The organism is Rhizobium sp. BK176, assembly GCF_024808055.1.
In genome coordinates, this window is record NZ_JANUBV010000018.1 from 1 (window position 1) to 16,039 (window position 16,039).

9 protein-coding genes and 1 pseudogene are annotated in these 16,039 nt (G+C 59.1%); 3 read left to right on the plus strand and 7 right to left on the minus strand.

Annotation, left to right across the window (positions count from 1 at the left end):
• Window positions 1-109 precede the first annotated feature (109 nt).
• Complete coding sequence (gene putA / locus FHT76_RS32320; RefSeq protein WP_210281024.1) at window positions 110-3,817, minus strand: trifunctional transcriptional regulator/proline dehydrogenase/L-glutamate gamma-semialdehyde dehydrogenase; 3,708 nt, start codon at window positions 3,815-3,817, stop codon at window positions 110-112.
• Between the two features lie 120 nt (window positions 3,818-3,937).
• Between putA and FHT76_RS32325 the strand changes: the two genes are divergently transcribed.
• Entirely contained in the window at window positions 3,938-4,408 is a 471-nt protein-coding gene (locus FHT76_RS32325; protein WP_183757515.1) for an Lrp/AsnC family transcriptional regulator, read from the plus strand.
• A 256-nt stretch (window positions 4,409-4,664) separates the two neighbouring features.
• Here FHT76_RS32325 and FHT76_RS32330 read toward each other — a convergent pair whose 3' ends face one another.
• Window positions 4,665-5,006, minus strand: coding sequence for a hypothetical protein (locus FHT76_RS32330; protein WP_259130904.1), 342 nt, complete (start codon window positions 5,004-5,006; stop codon window positions 4,665-4,667).
• Between the two features lie 256 nt (window positions 5,007-5,262).
• Window positions 5,263-5,469 (minus strand): hypothetical protein, encoded by a 207-nt coding sequence (locus FHT76_RS32335; RefSeq protein WP_259130902.1) that lies wholly within the window; start codon window positions 5,467-5,469, stop codon window positions 5,263-5,265.
• Window positions 5,470-5,901: 432 nt separating this feature from the next.
• Between FHT76_RS32335 and FHT76_RS41295 the strand changes: the two are divergent.
• A pseudogene (locus FHT76_RS41295) lies at window positions 5,902-6,561 on the plus strand (ABC transporter ATP-binding protein); the annotation flags it as partial.
• Between the two features lie 47 nt (window positions 6,562-6,608).
• On the opposite strand, the gene FHT76_RS32350 reads toward FHT76_RS41295, so the two are convergent.
• The 4 genes from FHT76_RS32350 to FHT76_RS32365 form a co-directional block, all read right to left on the minus strand.
• Window positions 6,609-8,456: an ABC transporter ATP-binding protein gene (locus FHT76_RS32350; protein ID WP_183757516.1), complete on the minus strand. Its 1,848-nt coding sequence runs from the start codon at window positions 8,454-8,456 to the stop codon at window positions 6,609-6,611.
• The gene (locus FHT76_RS32355) at window positions 8,453-9,295 is read right to left on the minus strand and encodes an ABC transporter permease (protein WP_183757517.1); all 843 of its coding nucleotides are present in this window, start codon (window positions 9,293-9,295) and stop codon (window positions 8,453-8,455) included. Before FHT76_RS32355 ends, FHT76_RS32350 begins: the two co-directional genes overlap by 4 nt.
• On the minus strand, window positions 9,292-10,257 hold the full coding sequence (locus FHT76_RS32360) for an ABC transporter permease (protein WP_183757518.1): 966 nt from the start codon (window positions 10,255-10,257) through the stop codon (window positions 9,292-9,294). The genes FHT76_RS32355 and FHT76_RS32360 overlap by 4 nt, the downstream gene beginning before the upstream one ends.
• Before the next feature lie 257 nt (window positions 10,258-10,514).
• Entirely contained in the window at window positions 10,515-12,113 is a 1,599-nt protein-coding gene (locus tag FHT76_RS32365; RefSeq protein WP_183757519.1) for an ABC transporter substrate-binding protein, read from the minus strand.
• Between the two features lie 224 nt (window positions 12,114-12,337).
• On the opposite strand from FHT76_RS32365, the gene FHT76_RS32370 reads away from it, so the two are divergent.
• Window positions 12,338-16,015 (plus strand): adenylate/guanylate cyclase domain-containing protein, encoded by a 3,678-nt coding sequence (locus FHT76_RS32370; RefSeq protein WP_183757520.1) that lies wholly within the window; start codon window positions 12,338-12,340, stop codon window positions 16,013-16,015.
• Window positions 16,016-16,039: the final 24 nt, after the last annotated feature.

The following is a 16,039-nucleotide window of genomic DNA, read 5'->3' on the forward strand; positions in this document are numbered from 1 at the left end:
TCGTAGCGGCGGCGTGTCATCATAGCTCCTAATTCGGAAGCCTTGAATCACGCCGAACGCAATACGCCAAGAGAATTTATGAGTTTACGGCCTAGCTGCCTCGCCAGTATCACCCGATCGACATCAGGCTTGCGTTGCCCCCTGCCGCAGCGGTGTTGATGGAGGTCGACACCTCCTCGAGAAGCCAGTTCAGGCAGTAGGCATCCGCATCATGCCTGAGCTCCGCTGGCGTCGCAGATTGTGTCAATAGTAGTGGCCCTGGCATTGCTGCTATCTTCGACAGCATAGCGAGAACCCGCGCGTCCTCACCTTCGATGAGCGCTCCGGCCAATGGCTCGGAAATTGCTTTGGTTTCCTTCCAGTCAATGCGTGAGCCGACGCTGGCGGGAAGTCCTTTCAATGTTGGACGCAAGCCTTCATCGCAATCGATAACTGCGCTATTTCCGGTGGCGAGGACAACGGAAATCTGGCGGATGAGACCTGTGCTGGACCACGGCGCGCACAAGATCTTACCGCGAGGGTGAAGCGCATATAGATTACGCTCGCCCACCGGACCGGGAAGCTCCATTTCAAGTCCCAGAGCGGACTGGCTGCCAAGTTGCCGCGCGACTTCCGCATCTTCAGAAAGGCCCTGCTGTTCCAGCCATTTTGCAAAGTCCAGAAGCGAAGGATCGCTGTAGACCGAGCTGTGCTGTGGCGGAATGGGCGGAGATGAAACCAGGCGCCCGAGGTAGAGAGGCCCGCCTGCCTTGGGGCCGGTCCCGGATAGACCGCGACCGCCGAAAGGTTGCACGCCGACGACTGCGCCGATGACGTTGCGGTTGACATAAATATTGCCCGCTTTCACCTGCCTCGTCACATTTGCAATCGTTTCATCGAGGCGCGTATGAAGACCGAACGTAAGACCATAACCCGTCGCATTGATATCGTCTATCAGGCGTCCAAGGTCCTGGCGGCGCCATCGAATAACGTGAAGAACCGGACCAAACACCTCGCGTTTAAGCTGCGAAATGCTGCTGATTTCGATGATGGTTGGGGCGACAAATGTCCCCCTCTCGGTCGCTTCGGACAAATTCACACGTTCGACTTTGCAGCCTGCGCCGCTCATGGCCTCTACGTGCGCTTCGATTGTATCCTTGGCTTCGGCAGTAATGACCGGCCCTATGTCCGAGGCCAGGCGATTGGTATTGGCGATGGAGAGCTCCTTCAAAGCTCCTTTAAGCATCACCAATGTACGGTCGGCGATGTCTTCCTGCAGGCACAGAACGCGCAGTGCCGAGCAGCGCTGCCCGGCGCTGTCGAATGCCGAGGCAATCACATCACCGACAACCTGTTCGGCAAGTGCCGAGGAGTCCACGATCATGGCATTCTGGCCGCCAGTCTCGGCGATAAATGGAATCGGCTTTCCGCCCTTGGATAGTCGCTTGGCGAGCTCGCCCTGGATAATTCGCGCAACCTCTGTGGAGCCTGTGAACATCACGGCAGCGGCTTCGGGAGCTGTCACCAGAGCCGCCCCTACCCTTCCATCACCCGGAACCAACTGGACGACGTCAGTCGGGATACCGGCTCCATGCAGAATTCTAACGGCTTCGGCCGCAATCAACGGCGTTTCTTCCGCAGGTTTGGCTAGAACCGGGTTGCCTGCGACAAGCGCAGCAGCAACCTGCCCGGTAAAGATCGCCAATGGAAAATTCCACGGGCTTATGCACACAACGGGACCAAGTGGTGCATGAGAAGGACCGAGGGTGCGGCGCGTCTGCTCGGCGTAGTAACGTAGGAAGTCGACCGCCTCCCGGACCTCAGCGACGGCATTCAGCAGCGACTTCCCAGCTTCGCGAATGATGAGACCCAACAAGGTCTCCATTTTCGCCTGCATAGCGTCAGCTGCCCGCTCGAGGAGCGCGGCCCGCTCGGCAGGCTGCACTGCAGCCCAGGACGGCGCGGCTTTGAGTGCGATTGCGGCCGCAGCTCCGGCTTCCTCGATCGTTGCCTCGCGCACGGTCCCCACAATGTCCTGCCCGTCGGACGGATTGACGACGTCGCGGGACGGCGCAGCCTCCCTTTCATGGGTTGGCGCTGCCTTCCAACGTAGCGTTGCGCTTGCCTTCAGGCTCTCGGTCAGTTCCGCAAGCGTCGTTTCGTTCGAGACATCGATACCAGCGGAATTGCGGCGCTGACCGTAGAGGTCGCCGGGCAGTGCGATCTTGTCGTGCTTCAGACCAGGTACTTGCATTCCGGCGACAAGATCGACGGGATCCGCAACAAGCTCTTCAACGGAGACGCCCGGATCGGCGATCCGATTCACAAACGACGAGTTTGCCCCATTTTCGAGGAGCCGTCGCACGAGATAGGCGAGCAGTGTTTCATGTGTGCCAACCGGTGCGTAGATGCGGCAGGGACGGTTGAGGTTCTGGCGGCCGACGACCTCGTCGTAGAGCGGTTCCCCCATGCCATGAAGGCATTGGAATTCGTACTTCCCAACATGGAAGTCTGAACCGGCCATGTGATAGATTGTGGCAAGCGTCTGCGCATTGTGGGTTGCGAATTGCGGGAAGACAGCATCTGGTGCAGCCAAGAGCTTCTTTGCGCAGGCCACATAGGACACGTCAGTGTAAATCTTTCGAGTAAAGACGGGAAAGTCTTCAAGACCGTCGAGTTGAGCCCGCTTGATTTCGGCATCCCAATAGGCTCCCTTGACCAGGCGAACCATGATCCGGCGACCAGCGCGACGGGCAAGGTCAATGATAAAATCGAGCACGGACGGGCAGCGCTTGCCATAGGCCTGCACAACAAAACCCATGCCGTTCCATCCGGAAAGATCATCGTCGAGGCATAGTGTCTCAAGGATATCCAGCGACAACTCCAGCCGATCCGCCTCCTCGGCATCGATATTGAGGCCTATATCATAGGACTTGGCAATCAGGGCAAGCGTCTTAACCTTCGGCAGCAGTTCACTGACGACCCTTTCGCTCTGTGCTCTTGAATAGCGCGGATGCAAAGCAGAGAGCTTGATCGAAATCCCAGGCCCTTCATAGATACCACGCCGATCGGACGCTTTGCCGATTGCGTGGATCGCGGCTTCATAGTCCTTGTAGTACCGTTCGGCGTCGGCGCCGGTCGTTGCCGCCTCCCCAAGCATGTCATAGGAGTACCTGAAGCCGCGCTGTTCGAGTGGCTTTGCTCGTTGCAGCGCCTCGTCGATGGTTTCGCCAGTGACAAACTGCTCACCCATCATTCGCATCGCCATGTCGACGCCACGCCTGATAACCGGCTCGCCGCATCGTGCGATCAGGCGCGTGAGCGCAGCCGAAAGGTTACGATCGTTGACCGTCGCTGTGAGCTTGCCGGTTACCACCAGCCCCCAGGTTGCGGCATTGACGAAGAGGGACCGGCCGCCGCCCAGATGCGACTTCCAATCACCCTCGGCGATCTTGTCGCGGATCAGGGCGTCACGGGTAGCCGTATCAGGAATCCGAAGCAAGGCTTCTGCCAGACACATCAGCGCCACGCCCTCCTGGCTCGAAAGCGAATATTCGTGCACGAGGCCCTCAACGCCAGTACCCTTGTGTTTGGCACGGAGTGCTTCGATAAGTCGACGCGCAGTCGTCGCTGCACCCTGGCGAACTTTTTCCGGGAGTGCAGCAGCTTCCACGAGAGCCGGAACGCAAACGGTTTCTGGAATACGGTACGCCGCAGTGATTGTTCGTCGCAAATCACTTTGTGGACGCACCGCCGGTGCAAAACCCTCAAACGGATTGGCGCCACCAGTCACTAAGCTGTTGAGGTTGCTTGCCACCGTCTCGCTGGTGATCGTCATGTCTTTGCTCCAGGTAGAATCTTGACCAACACATAACAGGTCGTGCGAAGGTAATTTCACTTGAAATTGCCACCTCTGACCTATAACTGCCTAATTTAGAGGAACAGTCGAGGGAAAATCGTGAGTATAGTCACAAACGGCAGGGAAATTGACCAATTCGATCACAAGATCATCGAAGCTCTTATCGCAGATGGTCGAATGTCGATAACCGATCTTGCCAAAAAGGTGGGCCTCTCTAACACACCCTGCCAGGTCAGATTAAAGCGATTGATCGAAGATGGCTATATCCTCGGCTTTCGTGCGGTCGTCGACTTGAAGAAACTCGGGAAGAACCACGTCGCATTCACGGAGGTGAAACTCTCGGATACGCGCGAACACGCGCTGAAGGCATTCAACATTGCAGCGCGGAGGCTGCAGGAAGTGGAGGAGTGCCACATGATCGCAGGCGCATTCGACTATCTGCTGAAAATCCGCACCTCCGATATTGCCAACTATCGCCTCGTGCTCGGAGAAAAGATTTCGAGTCTCCCTTTCGTTGCCAGCACCTCGACCTTCGTCGCCATGGAGGCCGTCAAAGAAAGCGGGGCCTGAGAGAACGACCACTCTTTTGGCCGCACTATTTCCGATCCGCCAAAATCGCGCTGTCCGCGATATCACCTATTACAACTAACGTCGGCCGGCGCGCATTGTCACCTAGCTAGTTGCCGGCTCCATTCAGCCGCGATAGCAGCCAAGATCATTGACCGCTCGCAAATGCAACGGCTGCCGTTCTGCGTTTGGAAGCGCTCTTGCACGAATTGCCGCTTCACCTTGGACTTCAGGAAAGGATCTGCAGGATAGTCGTCAGTCAGTACTTAAGCTCAACTTCCTCAGTCCACCAATAGACATGCTGGACGGTGGCGCCCATCACCGTCTTCTTAGTAATTAAAACGGCTGTTCCCAATGCCGGCCCAGGCTTGAATAGTCCACCGCCCCAGGGCGATGGGAAATAATCATCGTCTGCCTTCCATTTCGACCCGGAGGGATTATCTTGGTAAGCCATTTGTATGGCGCCGGTACTTTGCTGCATAAGCCAGACCTCAACCCGTACCGGTTGATACCCGTCAACGTAACCCAACGGTCCCGTTGGCCACTCGACGAATCCAGTGGCAATATTAATTTTTAAGGGTGAATCGAAATTTGCTGGCATGAGATCGCCCTCCGATCTTCTTGCAACAACTTATTCTACTATGTCGTATCTTCCAAAATTCCACAATGGAGTATCAATCGACTTATGTGAGGTTATTTTTTCTTTACTCCGGTCGAATATTACCCTTTGACCAGCTGGGCAGCTTTCTCCATTTCTTGCGGTCAGCTGAAGTGGATAGGCAAGCGATTTTTCTCCTCTCGCCGCTCGCCGTGCAGAGAGGACCGGGTGTTTAAACCTAAGAATGTGCCTTAGTTATTCAGGCGCCGGGAGGCGGTATTTCAGCCCAATGTTCAATATCTTCGTCTCTCACCTTGATGCCAGCGCCACCGTACCAAAGCTCCATCGGCGCATGGTAGAACACAACGTTATAGTGGTACCCCCCCTCATCCTGTGAGCCGATTATAATCTGGCGACCATCTTTAACGTTAGAACGGTCTGAAATCGTATTCCAGTTCAGTTCCATGAGCTTGCCTCCCATCAGGACGTGCGCGCCAGCCCAAAAAGATTCGGCGCTTGGGATGACCTGCTGTCAAATCAATTCTGGCACCGCTAAACCGTGGTTTCTGCCGGTCCCGAGAGCCATCACTCCCGACTCGATTGGGCCGGTGACCGTTCATTTCCTGGGATCATCAGGTGAAATCACGGTTGACATGGGCCGGACAGGTGGCACCGAACACGCGAGCGGCGCCGAATGCTGTGTCGCCAAAAACCAGAAAGATATGCCCACCAATGCAGTTCGACCGACCAGACCTATGTATAGGTCAGAAGACGCCGGGAACAGGATATGCTCGTGGCAAATTATAATGGGGTAACGATGTCCAGAGTGTCGAATTTGCGTCGCGCACGCGATCCGGATGGAGGCCACAACGGGGCATTTGCCTTGGCTGCGGGAGGGCTCGCAGCCGAGCCGGCCCAGCTCTCCGGTGGCCAGCGGTAACGCGTCGCCATGGGACGGGCAGTCGCCCGGGACCCGAAAGTCGTCCTGTTCGACGAACTATTGCCCAATCTTGATGCAAACTTGCGCGTCAAGATGCGGGCCGAGATCAAGGCGCTTCACCAACGCTTGAAAACGACGATCGTCTACGCCGCGCATGACCAGATCGAAGCGATGACCATGGCTGACAAGATCGTCGTGGTCCAGGGCGGCAAGGTGGAGCAGATCGGCAGCTCTCTGGAACTCTACGACAGGCCACGCAACGTATTTGTTGCAGGGTTTCTTGGTTGAGGGAACCATCTAGATCGGCGCCAGCCCTTGGCTCGTGCTTGCAGGCGGGGCCCGCATCCGGCTTTCACGTTGCGTGCCAATTCGGACAAGAGGCCGTTCACACTCGGCATACGTCCCGAGGACATCACGCTTGGCGACCGAAACGGGCATCGAAGCCACTATCAAGGTCGTGGAGCCGACCGGTTCGGAAACCCATGTCGCCGTTGAGCTCGACGGCAGGGAACTGACATGGGTCGTGGGCGATCGCGTTGAGTTACGCGCGAGCAAAAGGTCAGGCTCCCCTTGGAAACGGCAAAGGCTCACTTCTTCGACCGACAGACCCAACAGAGGGCTGGAAACCTGAAGGAGCGCGCACCGTTCGCCGCGCTCTCGCCCCCTCAGCGCGTCAATTTGATTGTTCCGCGGGGGATCGACTTGACAAGCCGGCGTGTATATGGGTGCTGCGGGTCGCCGATGACCTTCTCTGTCGGTCCCTCCTCGACGATCTCGCCGAGATAGAGCACATAAATTCGCTCGGCGATCTGTCGCAGCACAGCGAGATCGTGCGTGATGAAGAGGTATGATAGCGCGTGTTCGACTTGCAGGCGTCGGAAGAGATTAAGCACCTGGCCCTGGACAGACACATCGAGAGCAGAGACGGGTTCGTCGCAGACGAGAATTGCCGGCTCGACCGCAAGCGCACGGGCAATCGCAACGCGCTGGCGTTCGCCGCCGGACAGCGACCTCGAACGGCGGGAAGTGTATGAAGCGGACAAGCCGACCTCGGCAAGCAGCGACACGATCCGTTCGGGTGTCACCGGGTCTGTGGCCCCCACCGACGCCCCGAGTGCCTCTGCCAATGCCTGGCCGACGCTATGTCGGGGATTGAGCGTCGAATAGGCGTCCTGAAAAACCATCTGGATGGTCCGGCGTATTCTCGCAAGGTCCCCCTTGGTCAGGGCGCGATAATCGCCAGCCGAAATGCCGTCGATTACGATGTTGCCGGAGGTCGGGTTCTCGAGGCCAACGAGACAGCGCCCGATGGTCGTCTTGCCCGAACCGGATTCGCCAACCAGCCCCACACATTCCCCAGACCTGATGTGCAATGAAACCTCCCTCACTGCGCGGACCGGCCGTCCACGGGCTCCGGAGAAAGTCTTGCTGAGCGAGTCGACACGGACAAGGCAATCCGTGGTTTCTCCGCGACTCAACGCTTTCGGCTCCTCCGACAGTGCAGTCGCGCGCCGGGCATCGATCTCACTCTGGATCTCGTCCTGACGGAGACATGCGGTGGAGCGCAGAGCGCTGAGAGCACCGAGCGGCGGCTTGCTGGCGCGGCAAACCTCGCTTGCCCAATCACAGCGGTCTGCGAAACCGCAGCGGTCAATAACGTCGGCCGCGCGGGGCACGGAACCCCGCATGGCGACAAGGTTTTGCACACGAATATCAACCGGCGGTTCCGACAGGAGCAGCCCAAGGGTGTAGGGATGGAAAGGTCGACGCTCGACGGAAATGGCGTCGCCGACTTCTAGTACCGAGCCTGCATAGAGGACGTAGACGCGCTGGCAGGTCGCGAAGGCGAGCCGCAGATTGTGGGTGACAAGGATCAGGCCCATATGACGCTCTCGCTGGATATGGCCGAGGAGCTTCATGATATCGGCTTGACTGGTGACGTCGAGCGCCGTCGTGGCCTCATCGGCAATGAGCAGATCCGGGTCGCGCGCAAGCGCGGCAGCCATCGCGACACGCTGACACATGCCGCCCGACAACTCGAATGGCAGGCGGCGCGCCACATCGGGATCCGAAATCCCGACTTCCTCAAGGCGCCTTTGCACCTCGCCCCCCCTTGCCTGACGCGACGCGAACTCCGGCCGATCACGCAGCATCTCGTCAATGTGGTCACCGCAACGCATGAGCGGGTTCAGCATCGTGAAGGGATCCTGCATCAGCATCGAAACGCGATATCCGCGTAATTTGCGACGTTCGCGCTCGGGAAGCGGCATCACGGACATGCCGTCGAAGGTGATCGCACCGGTTGCGTTGAGGCCTGGCGGCAGAAGCCCGGCAATCGCGCGGGCCGTCACAGACTTTCCCGATCCAGACTCGCCAACGATTGCTATGCTCTCGCCGCGCTCCAACGCGATGCTCACTGATGTTGTGATTGCCGCCCTGCCGAACGAGATCGCAAGGCCCTCGACCTTGAGTAGCGGCCCACCTCCGCTAGCCTCGATCGACCCTGTCTTCATCTGGCGAACCGCTCGAGCAACCAGTCGCCGATGAGGTTTATGCTGATGGCGGTGACGATGATCATGCCAGCAGGCAAAAGCAGTGCAGCGGGATTTGAGAAGAGGATATTACGGTTCTCGAAGAGCATCCGGCCCCAGTCGGGGGCACCGGGTTCGATGCCGAGGCCGAGGAACGACAAGCCGGCGAGGTTCACCAGGGCAAAGGCGAAGTCAAGGATCACATACGCAAGGATGATCGGCGCCACATTCGGAAGAACGTGCACGAACAGGATGCGCGTCTTCGAAAGACCGAGCGTGCGCGCAGCTTCTATGTAAGGAAGGGGTCGCTGCTCGAGGACAGCACTGCGAACAATGCGGGTATCGGTAGCGGAAAATAGAACCACAAGAACGGCCACCGCGGTCCAGTAGCCGCCTCCCACGATACCGACGACAACGATCGCCAGAAGCGGTCCCGGCAACGCGAGCGTGACGTCAACCCAGCGCATGATCGCTGTGTCGACCAGGCCGCCGAAATAGCCTGACACCAACCCAAGCACGGTCGCGATCGCAAAGGAGCCGGCGGCGACGATGACCGGACCGACCAGAGCTGTCCGCGCGCCGTAGATGACGCGCGAAAGCACATCGCGCCCGAACAGATCCGTCCCTGCGAGGTGCGCGAGCGATGGCGGTGTATCGCCAGTCCCGAGTCGCTGGAGAAACGGTGAATCGGGGACAATCTTATCTCCAAGGATGGCGCTGACCGCTACTGTCGCGAGAACGAGCATGGCAACGAGCACGCTAGCGGCAACGCGCGGCCGCAGCTCCTCTACACCTCCTTCGTCGGCGGCCGGGCTGCTCATGGCCGAACCCTCCCAAAGCGGATGCGTGGGTCTATCATTGCGTAAATCACGTCGACTCCAAGATTCACCAGCACGACAAAAGTAGAAAATAGCAGAACAGTCCCCTGGATCGTCGGAATGTCGCGCTTCTGGATGGCGTCAACTGTCAAGGCGCCGAGGCCCGGCAACGAAAAGGTGACTTCGACGTAAATCGCCCCTGCCACAATACCGACAATGATGATCCCCGCGGCCGTGACCAGCGAAATGAGGGAATTCCTGAGGACGTAGGCAAAAAGAATACGGTGCGGGGAAAGGCCACGTGACCGTGCAAAGGTGACGTAGTCCTGCCCCAGCTCCTCGATCATCGCTGCACGCGTGATCTTGATGACGATTGCCATGACAGATATCGCCAGCGCCAGCGAAGGAAGTGCCAGGTGCCAGGCCCGGTCGAAAAAACCATCACCTGATCCGAAGATGGGAAACCAGCGCAGCAAAACACCGAAGAGGTAGAGGAGGAAGATACCGGTGACGAAGGCTGGCGAGCTTATCCCGAAAACACCCAGCAACACGACCACCCGGTCCAGGCGCGTACCTTGGCGATAAGCCGCAACGGCGCCAAGCAAGATGCCCGGGCCGAGAACAAGGGCACTGCTCATCAAGGTCAGGAAGACGGTGACGCCTAGCCGATCCTTGATGGTCCGCGTCACCGCCCGATTGCCCTGAATGGAGACGCCAAGGTCCCCCCGGATGACTTGCGACAGCCACTTTCCGTACTGCATCGGCAGCGGGTCATCCAGGTGGTATCGGGCGCGGATCACAGCAATCGTCGCCGGGTCTGCCGCACGCGTGCCAAGCAGAGAGCGCACCGGATCGCCTGGGGCGATATGGACGAGTGCGAAGACACCGAATGAGATGATCAGAAGAAGCGGGATCGCTATTGCGAACCGGCGCGCGAGAAACATGACGAGGGTCGAAGCCGTCATTGTCGTGCCCCACGGGTCCGCCCCAAACAGGTGCAAATGCATGCATCCACTTGATGTCGGTCGTGTGGGTCAAGGCTGTGGCATTGCGGAACGACCTGCATTTCCACGAAGCAGGCGTCTGGCCTCCCCTGCAGGTCCCTCATCTGCCGCCGATCGATGATGCGCGCTAAAAAAAGGTCCATCCGCCGGTACCTTCCGTCTTCGGCCGGTGTCGATCGATGGGGAAACACCCCTCTGTCTTCTTCCGGACAGCAGCGTCACCATGCCGGGCCAAACCCTCTCATGGCCCAGGGAACATTATACCAGAAGGCGGTATAGCCGTTGAGCCTGTACTTATTGCTGAGAGCCATCGCAGAGTTGGGCCAAAATATCGGCACAAGGGGGACTTTGTCGTTGACGATCGTGAACAGTTTCTTCAGCGCCACCGTGCGTTCCGTGGGATCGGACTTCTCGGTCGCAGTCTTCAGGAGCGCATCAACCTCAGCATCCTTGAAGTTCGAACCGTTCAGTCCATCCTTCCTCGCGGTCGAACTCGAGAAGAAGAGGTAGGGATAACTGACGGCGTCGGGATAGTCAGGATAATAGGCCATGATCTGCATTCCGAGCTTCTCATGGCGAAAATACTGGGCGAGCCAGGTGTTGTTGTCGGTTTCCTCGATCCTTGCACGGATACCGATCTGCTTCAGGTTCTCGACCACGGACTGCAGGATATTGACCATGTATGGATCGGCACTCGATGCCGGGATGGAAACGTCAAAACCGTCCGGATGGCCGGATTTTGCCAGTTCAGCCTTCGCTAGCCCTAGGTCGAATGGGTACTGCGCCAAGGTAGCGTAAAAGGCGCGGACCTCCTCGGGCAACATCAGCCCTGACCACATCTGCGGCGGATTGAGAGCCGTTGCTGCCTCTCCCTTGCCTTTGAGCAGAGCCTTAACCAGGCCTTCCCGGTCGACAGCATGGGCCACGGCGCGGCGAACATGGATGTCGTCGAACGGTGGCGCCGATTGGTCCAGGATGAGTGCATAGACGCCAAGAGAAGGCGTCGTCTCGACGTTGCCGAGTGCATCCCACTGGTCCAGGTCAGAAATGGCGATATCGAAGGTACCTGCTATGTCACCGTTCTGCATGGCTAGCAGCCGGGCCTGCCGGTCTGGTATTGCCTGGAAGACGATGCGTTTAGCAAAGGGTGTCCCACCCCAGTAATCATCGCGGGCCTCAAGAACGACGCGATCGGACGGAACAAATTCGGCTAACCTGTAGGGGCCGGTCCCAAGTGGCAGCACCTCCGGCGTTCCGATGCCGTTGTCCGCAAGTTGCTCCTTCTTGAAGACGAAGCCCGCCATGTGTGCAGCGGTATAGACGAACTGTACGTCGGGACCCTTCAACTTGACAGTGACCTGGTCTTTTGCTGTCGCCTTGACGGCTGCCACCGAATTGTAGAAGGAGGCCAGCTGTGAACCGGAGTCCGGGTTCATGTGATATTCCATGGTGGCAACGACATCGTCGGCCGTTAAGGGAGATCCGTCGCCAAAGGTGACGCCACCACGCAGGTGATAATGCAGCGTCGTCGCATTCTCCTGGTTCCAGGTGTCAGCGGCAGCGAGCTCAAGGCTGAGATCGTCTCCGAACGTCAGCAGTCCCTCCTGGACGAGCGACATGATCGCCCCGACATACGTTGTCCAGGCATGTGGGATCAACAGCGTTTCCGCAACGCTGGGCAAGGCCCATGTAACCTCGCCGATCTGATCACCGGCACGTGCCGACGGTATGATCGAACGTGTTCCCGAAAGGGCGACCGCTGTGGTCAGAAGCACGCCGTTCACCATCGCACAACGTCGCGTCAAGCTGATGTCCATTTCGCTCCCCAGTCGCGCAAGGGTACATTAGGCACCATTAATGTACCTGTCTCGTTGCCGGGCCTCAAGAGGCACGTCAGGCACCGTGCAAACCAATTCGAAGCAGTGGACGAACAACGGATGGCGCCGGCCGATTCTGGTCGTCGCATTCGCAGCAATAGGCTATTGTTTTGTTCTGGAACGACGTGTGATGAAGGCAAGTCTGCCAGCAGAAGGGCGATATTATGCCATTGCCTCGGGTCGGACGAAAGCTCGCAGCAATTCTGGTTGCAGATGTCGTCGGCTATTCAGGCCTCGTCGAGGCGGACGAAAGCGGAACGCTCACCGCGTTGAAACATTTACGGCAATCCCTCATGGAGCCGTTGTTTTCCGAGCACCACGGCCGGATCGTCAAGGTCATGGGTGACGGACTGATCGCGGAATTCAACTCCGTCGTCGATGCCGTAGCTTGTGCTGTGACCATGCAGGAAAAGGTGGCCGACTGGCAAAGGCCGGTCAATTCCGAACGCCGGATCGTCTTACGCATCGGCATAAACCTCGGAGATGTCGTGGTCGAGGATGACGACCTGCTCGGCGATGGCATCAACGTCGCCGCTCGTCTCGAACAAATTTGCCCTGCCGGAAGCGTATTGATCACGGGCTCGGCCTACGAGCAACTCCCCGGCAAGATCGATGTCGATTTCGAATATGCCGGCGAGCAGCAACTGAAGAACATCAGCCGGCCTGTCAAGATCTACCGGATGGCAGCCCGAACGGCCGAGGTCAGGCCGCTGGCGCCCGGGCTGCACGAGCCGAGCACCGACATCCGAAAGACGGTCACGATCCTTTTTGCCGACATCGTGGATTCCTCCCGACTCGGGCTTGCGCTTGACCCGGAAGCGCTTCGCAACGTCCTCAAACGCTACTTTGGCGAGATCAGCGCTGTCGTGCAGCGCCATGGCGGAATCGTTGAAAAGTATATCGGGGACGCCATCATGGCCGTTTATGGCACGCCCACAGCCAACGAAGACGACGCTACGCGGGCCGTGCGGGCAGCGGCGGAAATGAGAGAAAGACTTGCCGATCTTAATCAGGAACTGGAGGCTGGGTGGGGAGTACGCCTTGTAAACCGGATAGGCATCAACACGGGTGAGGTTATCGCCAGCGCGGATTCGCGGGGGTTTCTCTCGGTCGCCGGCGAAGCCGTCAATACAGCAAAGCGGCTGGAGGAAGCAGCCCTGCCGAACGAGATCCTGATCGGCAAATCGACACACAGGCTGGTACGCGATGCGGTCGTCGTTTCACCAAGCGGCCCGCGCCTACTCAAGCACGGCGAGACCATCACAGCGCTTGTCGTTAGCGAAGTCCTCCATCACGCGCCGGGGCTTGCGCGCCGCTTCGATTCCCCTTTTGTCGGACGCGAACGCCAGCGCGTCCTGCTGGAAACCGTCTTCCAGAACGCGGTCGGCGACAGGACATGCCATATGGTCAGCGTCCTTGGTGATGCCGGGGTCGGAAAGTCACGGCTCGTACGGGAGTTCTCGCGTGGTCTTGCGGAAGACGTTACGGTCTTGCACGGCAACTGTCTGCCCTACGGCGAAGGCATCACCTATTGGCCATTGGCCGAGATCGTCCGGGAATTCACGCGGGCCGAGGGGCTGGATGGAGGTGAGCAACTCGCAGCTATGATCGAAGCGCAGCTTGCAGGGGACGAAAAGGCCAGCCTCATTGCCGAGCGCGTCGCTGGGGCGCTTGGCCTCGGCGGCGCGGTACAAGGGACCACCGAGGAGACCGCCTGGGCCGTGCGCAAGCTTCTGGAGGCACTCGCCCGATCCGGTCCGCTCGTCGTCGTGGTGGACGATGTTCATTGGGCGGAGCCAACATTCCTGGACCTGCTCGAGCACGTTGCCGACTTCTCCCGCGACGTCCCAATTCTCCTTGTCTGCATCGCGCGGCCGGAACTCTTCGACGCTCGACCCGGCTGGGGAGCGGGCAAGCGCAATGCAACCTCGATCTTTCTCGAGCGGCTGAGCGACGAGGAATGCCATACGCTCATATCCAATCTGCTCGGCGGCGCACCACTCCCGCCGGCTGTCGAATCGAGGATCTTCGGTGCGGCCGGTGGCAATGCACTCTTCGCTGAGGAGCTTGTCGCAATGCTGATTGACGAGAACCTACTGCGTCGCGCGTCCGATGGCTGGGTCACCGTGTCCGATCTCGCCGATCTGCCGGTTCCCTCGTCGATCAACGCTCTTCTCGCTGCCCGGCTCGAGCGGCTCCCATCCGTGGAGCGTTCGATCTTGAGGACCGCAGCGGTGGAGGGCGCAGTTTTCCACCAAGGAGCAGTCAGCGAACTGGCGAAACCCCTGTTAGATGCGCTCGAGGCCGGGCTGCTTGCGCTTGTGCGCCGGGATCTGATCCGGCCGGAGGCTCCGACCTTCCCTGGAGACAAGGCCTATCGCTTCAGGCATGCCCTCATCCGGGATGCCGCATATCGATCCTTGTCGAAAGGTTCGCGGGCCGAGTTGCACGAACACTTCGCCGCCTGGCTTGAACGAGCGACTGCAGACCGTCTTCGCGAATTCGAGGAATTTGTCGGCTATCACCTTGAACAGGCCTTTCAATACCGGACATCACTCGGACCACGCGATACCCGTACTGCCTCTCTTGCCGCCCGTGCAGGCGAACGGCTCGAGGCGGCCGGAAGACGGGCGCTTGTTCGCAGCGACCTTCCGGCGGCAATCAGCCTTCTCGAGCGTGTATCGCGGCTCATTCCAAGGGATGACCCACGCCGGATCGCGCTGCTTGCCGAATTGAGCGGTGCGCAGATCGAGAGCGGCCGACTGGACGATGCGGGCCGTATCCTCGACGAAGCCGAACAGCTTGCCGCCGCCTCCAGAGACCGGCGATTGGTTGCGCATGTCAGCATCCAGCGACAGTTCCTGCAACTCCTCCTCGCCCAGGAGGGCGGGGTAAAGCAAGCAGAAGAGGCCGCAATTGAGGCTGTCCCGATCTTCGAAAGTCTGGGAGACGACCTCGGTCTATGCCGTGCACACCGACTAAAGGCCTGGCTTCGTTTCAACGGCGCCCGGGGCGAGGCGGCAGCCGAAGCTTGGGAGCGCGCTGCAATTCACGCCAGGCATGCGGGCGATTGGCACGAATATCACGAAATCCTGACCTGGATTGCTTCATCGCTCTGGTTTGGCCCCACCCCTGCCGCCGAAGGAATTAGCCGCTGCGAGGCCATGCGTGTGGAAGTGACCGAAAGCCCAGTGTCCGAGGCCGCAATCCTGCGTCAACTCGCTTCCCTCAACGCAATCGCCGGCCGCTTTTCTGTTGCCCGCGACCAAATCGCAAAGAGCAATGCGGCGTACGCCGACTTCGGCCTCAGCCACACCCTTTATGTAGCATCCTCAGAACATGAAGCCGTCGTCGAACTGCTCGCCGGCAATCCTGCCGCTGCAGAAAGGAGCGCGCGCGCTTCCTACCACGCGCTTGAGGCGATGGGCGAGCGCGCCTTTCGTTCGACGATGGCGGCCTCGCTTGCAGCCGTTCTCCTGGAGCAAGGTCGTGACGATGAGGCAGAGGAGTTTACGGCCGTGAGTTCGGAGCTTGCTGCAATCGATGATCTGGTGACGCAGGTTCGCTGGCGGCGTGTGCGCGCACGTATTCTTGCCCGCAGGGCGAAAATCCAGGAGGCCGAAGCCCTTGCGCGCGCCGCAGTGGAGTTCGCCGAAAAGACGGACTTCGTCAACGACAGGGCCGTAGCACTTGTCGATTTGTCCTATGTCCTCGAGGCGTCCGGCCAACATAGCGACGCGTTCGCCGCGGCGTCAGTTGCGTTGCGTCTATACGAGCGCAAGGGAAACGTGGTTGCCGCAGCCAACACAAAGCGTCGACTGGCAGAGTTCGACAAGACGTGACAAATGGCGTACTACCGGCGAGAT

What these genes read in the sequence shown, in the direction of transcription:
- putA (WP_210281024.1), bottom strand. Translation starts at nt 3,817, where the DNA reads ATGACGATCACCAGCGAGACGGTGGCAAGCAACCTCAACAGCTTAGTG.
- FHT76_RS32350 (WP_183757516.1), bottom strand. Translation starts at nt 8,456, where the DNA reads ATGAAGACAGGGTCGATCGAGGCTAGCGGAGGTGGGCCGCTACTCAAG.
- FHT76_RS32370 (WP_183757520.1), top strand. Translation starts at nt 12,338, where the DNA reads ATGCCATTGCCTCGGGTCGGACGAAAGCTCGCAGCAATTCTGGTTGCA.
- FHT76_RS32355 (WP_183757517.1), bottom strand. Translation starts at nt 9,295, where the DNA reads ATGAGCAGCCCGGCCGCCGACGAAGGAGGTGTAGAGGAGCTGCGGCCG.
- FHT76_RS32335 (WP_259130902.1), bottom strand. Translation starts at nt 5,469, where the DNA reads ATGGAACTGAACTGGAATACGATTTCAGACCGTTCTAACGTTAAAGAT.
- FHT76_RS32330 (WP_259130904.1), bottom strand. Translation starts at nt 5,006, where the DNA reads ATGCCAGCAAATTTCGATTCACCCTTAAAAATTAATATTGCCACTGGA.
- FHT76_RS32365 (WP_183757519.1), bottom strand. Translation starts at nt 12,113, where the DNA reads ATGGACATCAGCTTGACGCGACGTTGTGCGATGGTGAACGGCGTGCTT.
- FHT76_RS32360 (WP_183757518.1), bottom strand. Translation starts at nt 10,257, where the DNA reads ATGACGGCTTCGACCCTCGTCATGTTTCTCGCGCGCCGGTTCGCAATA.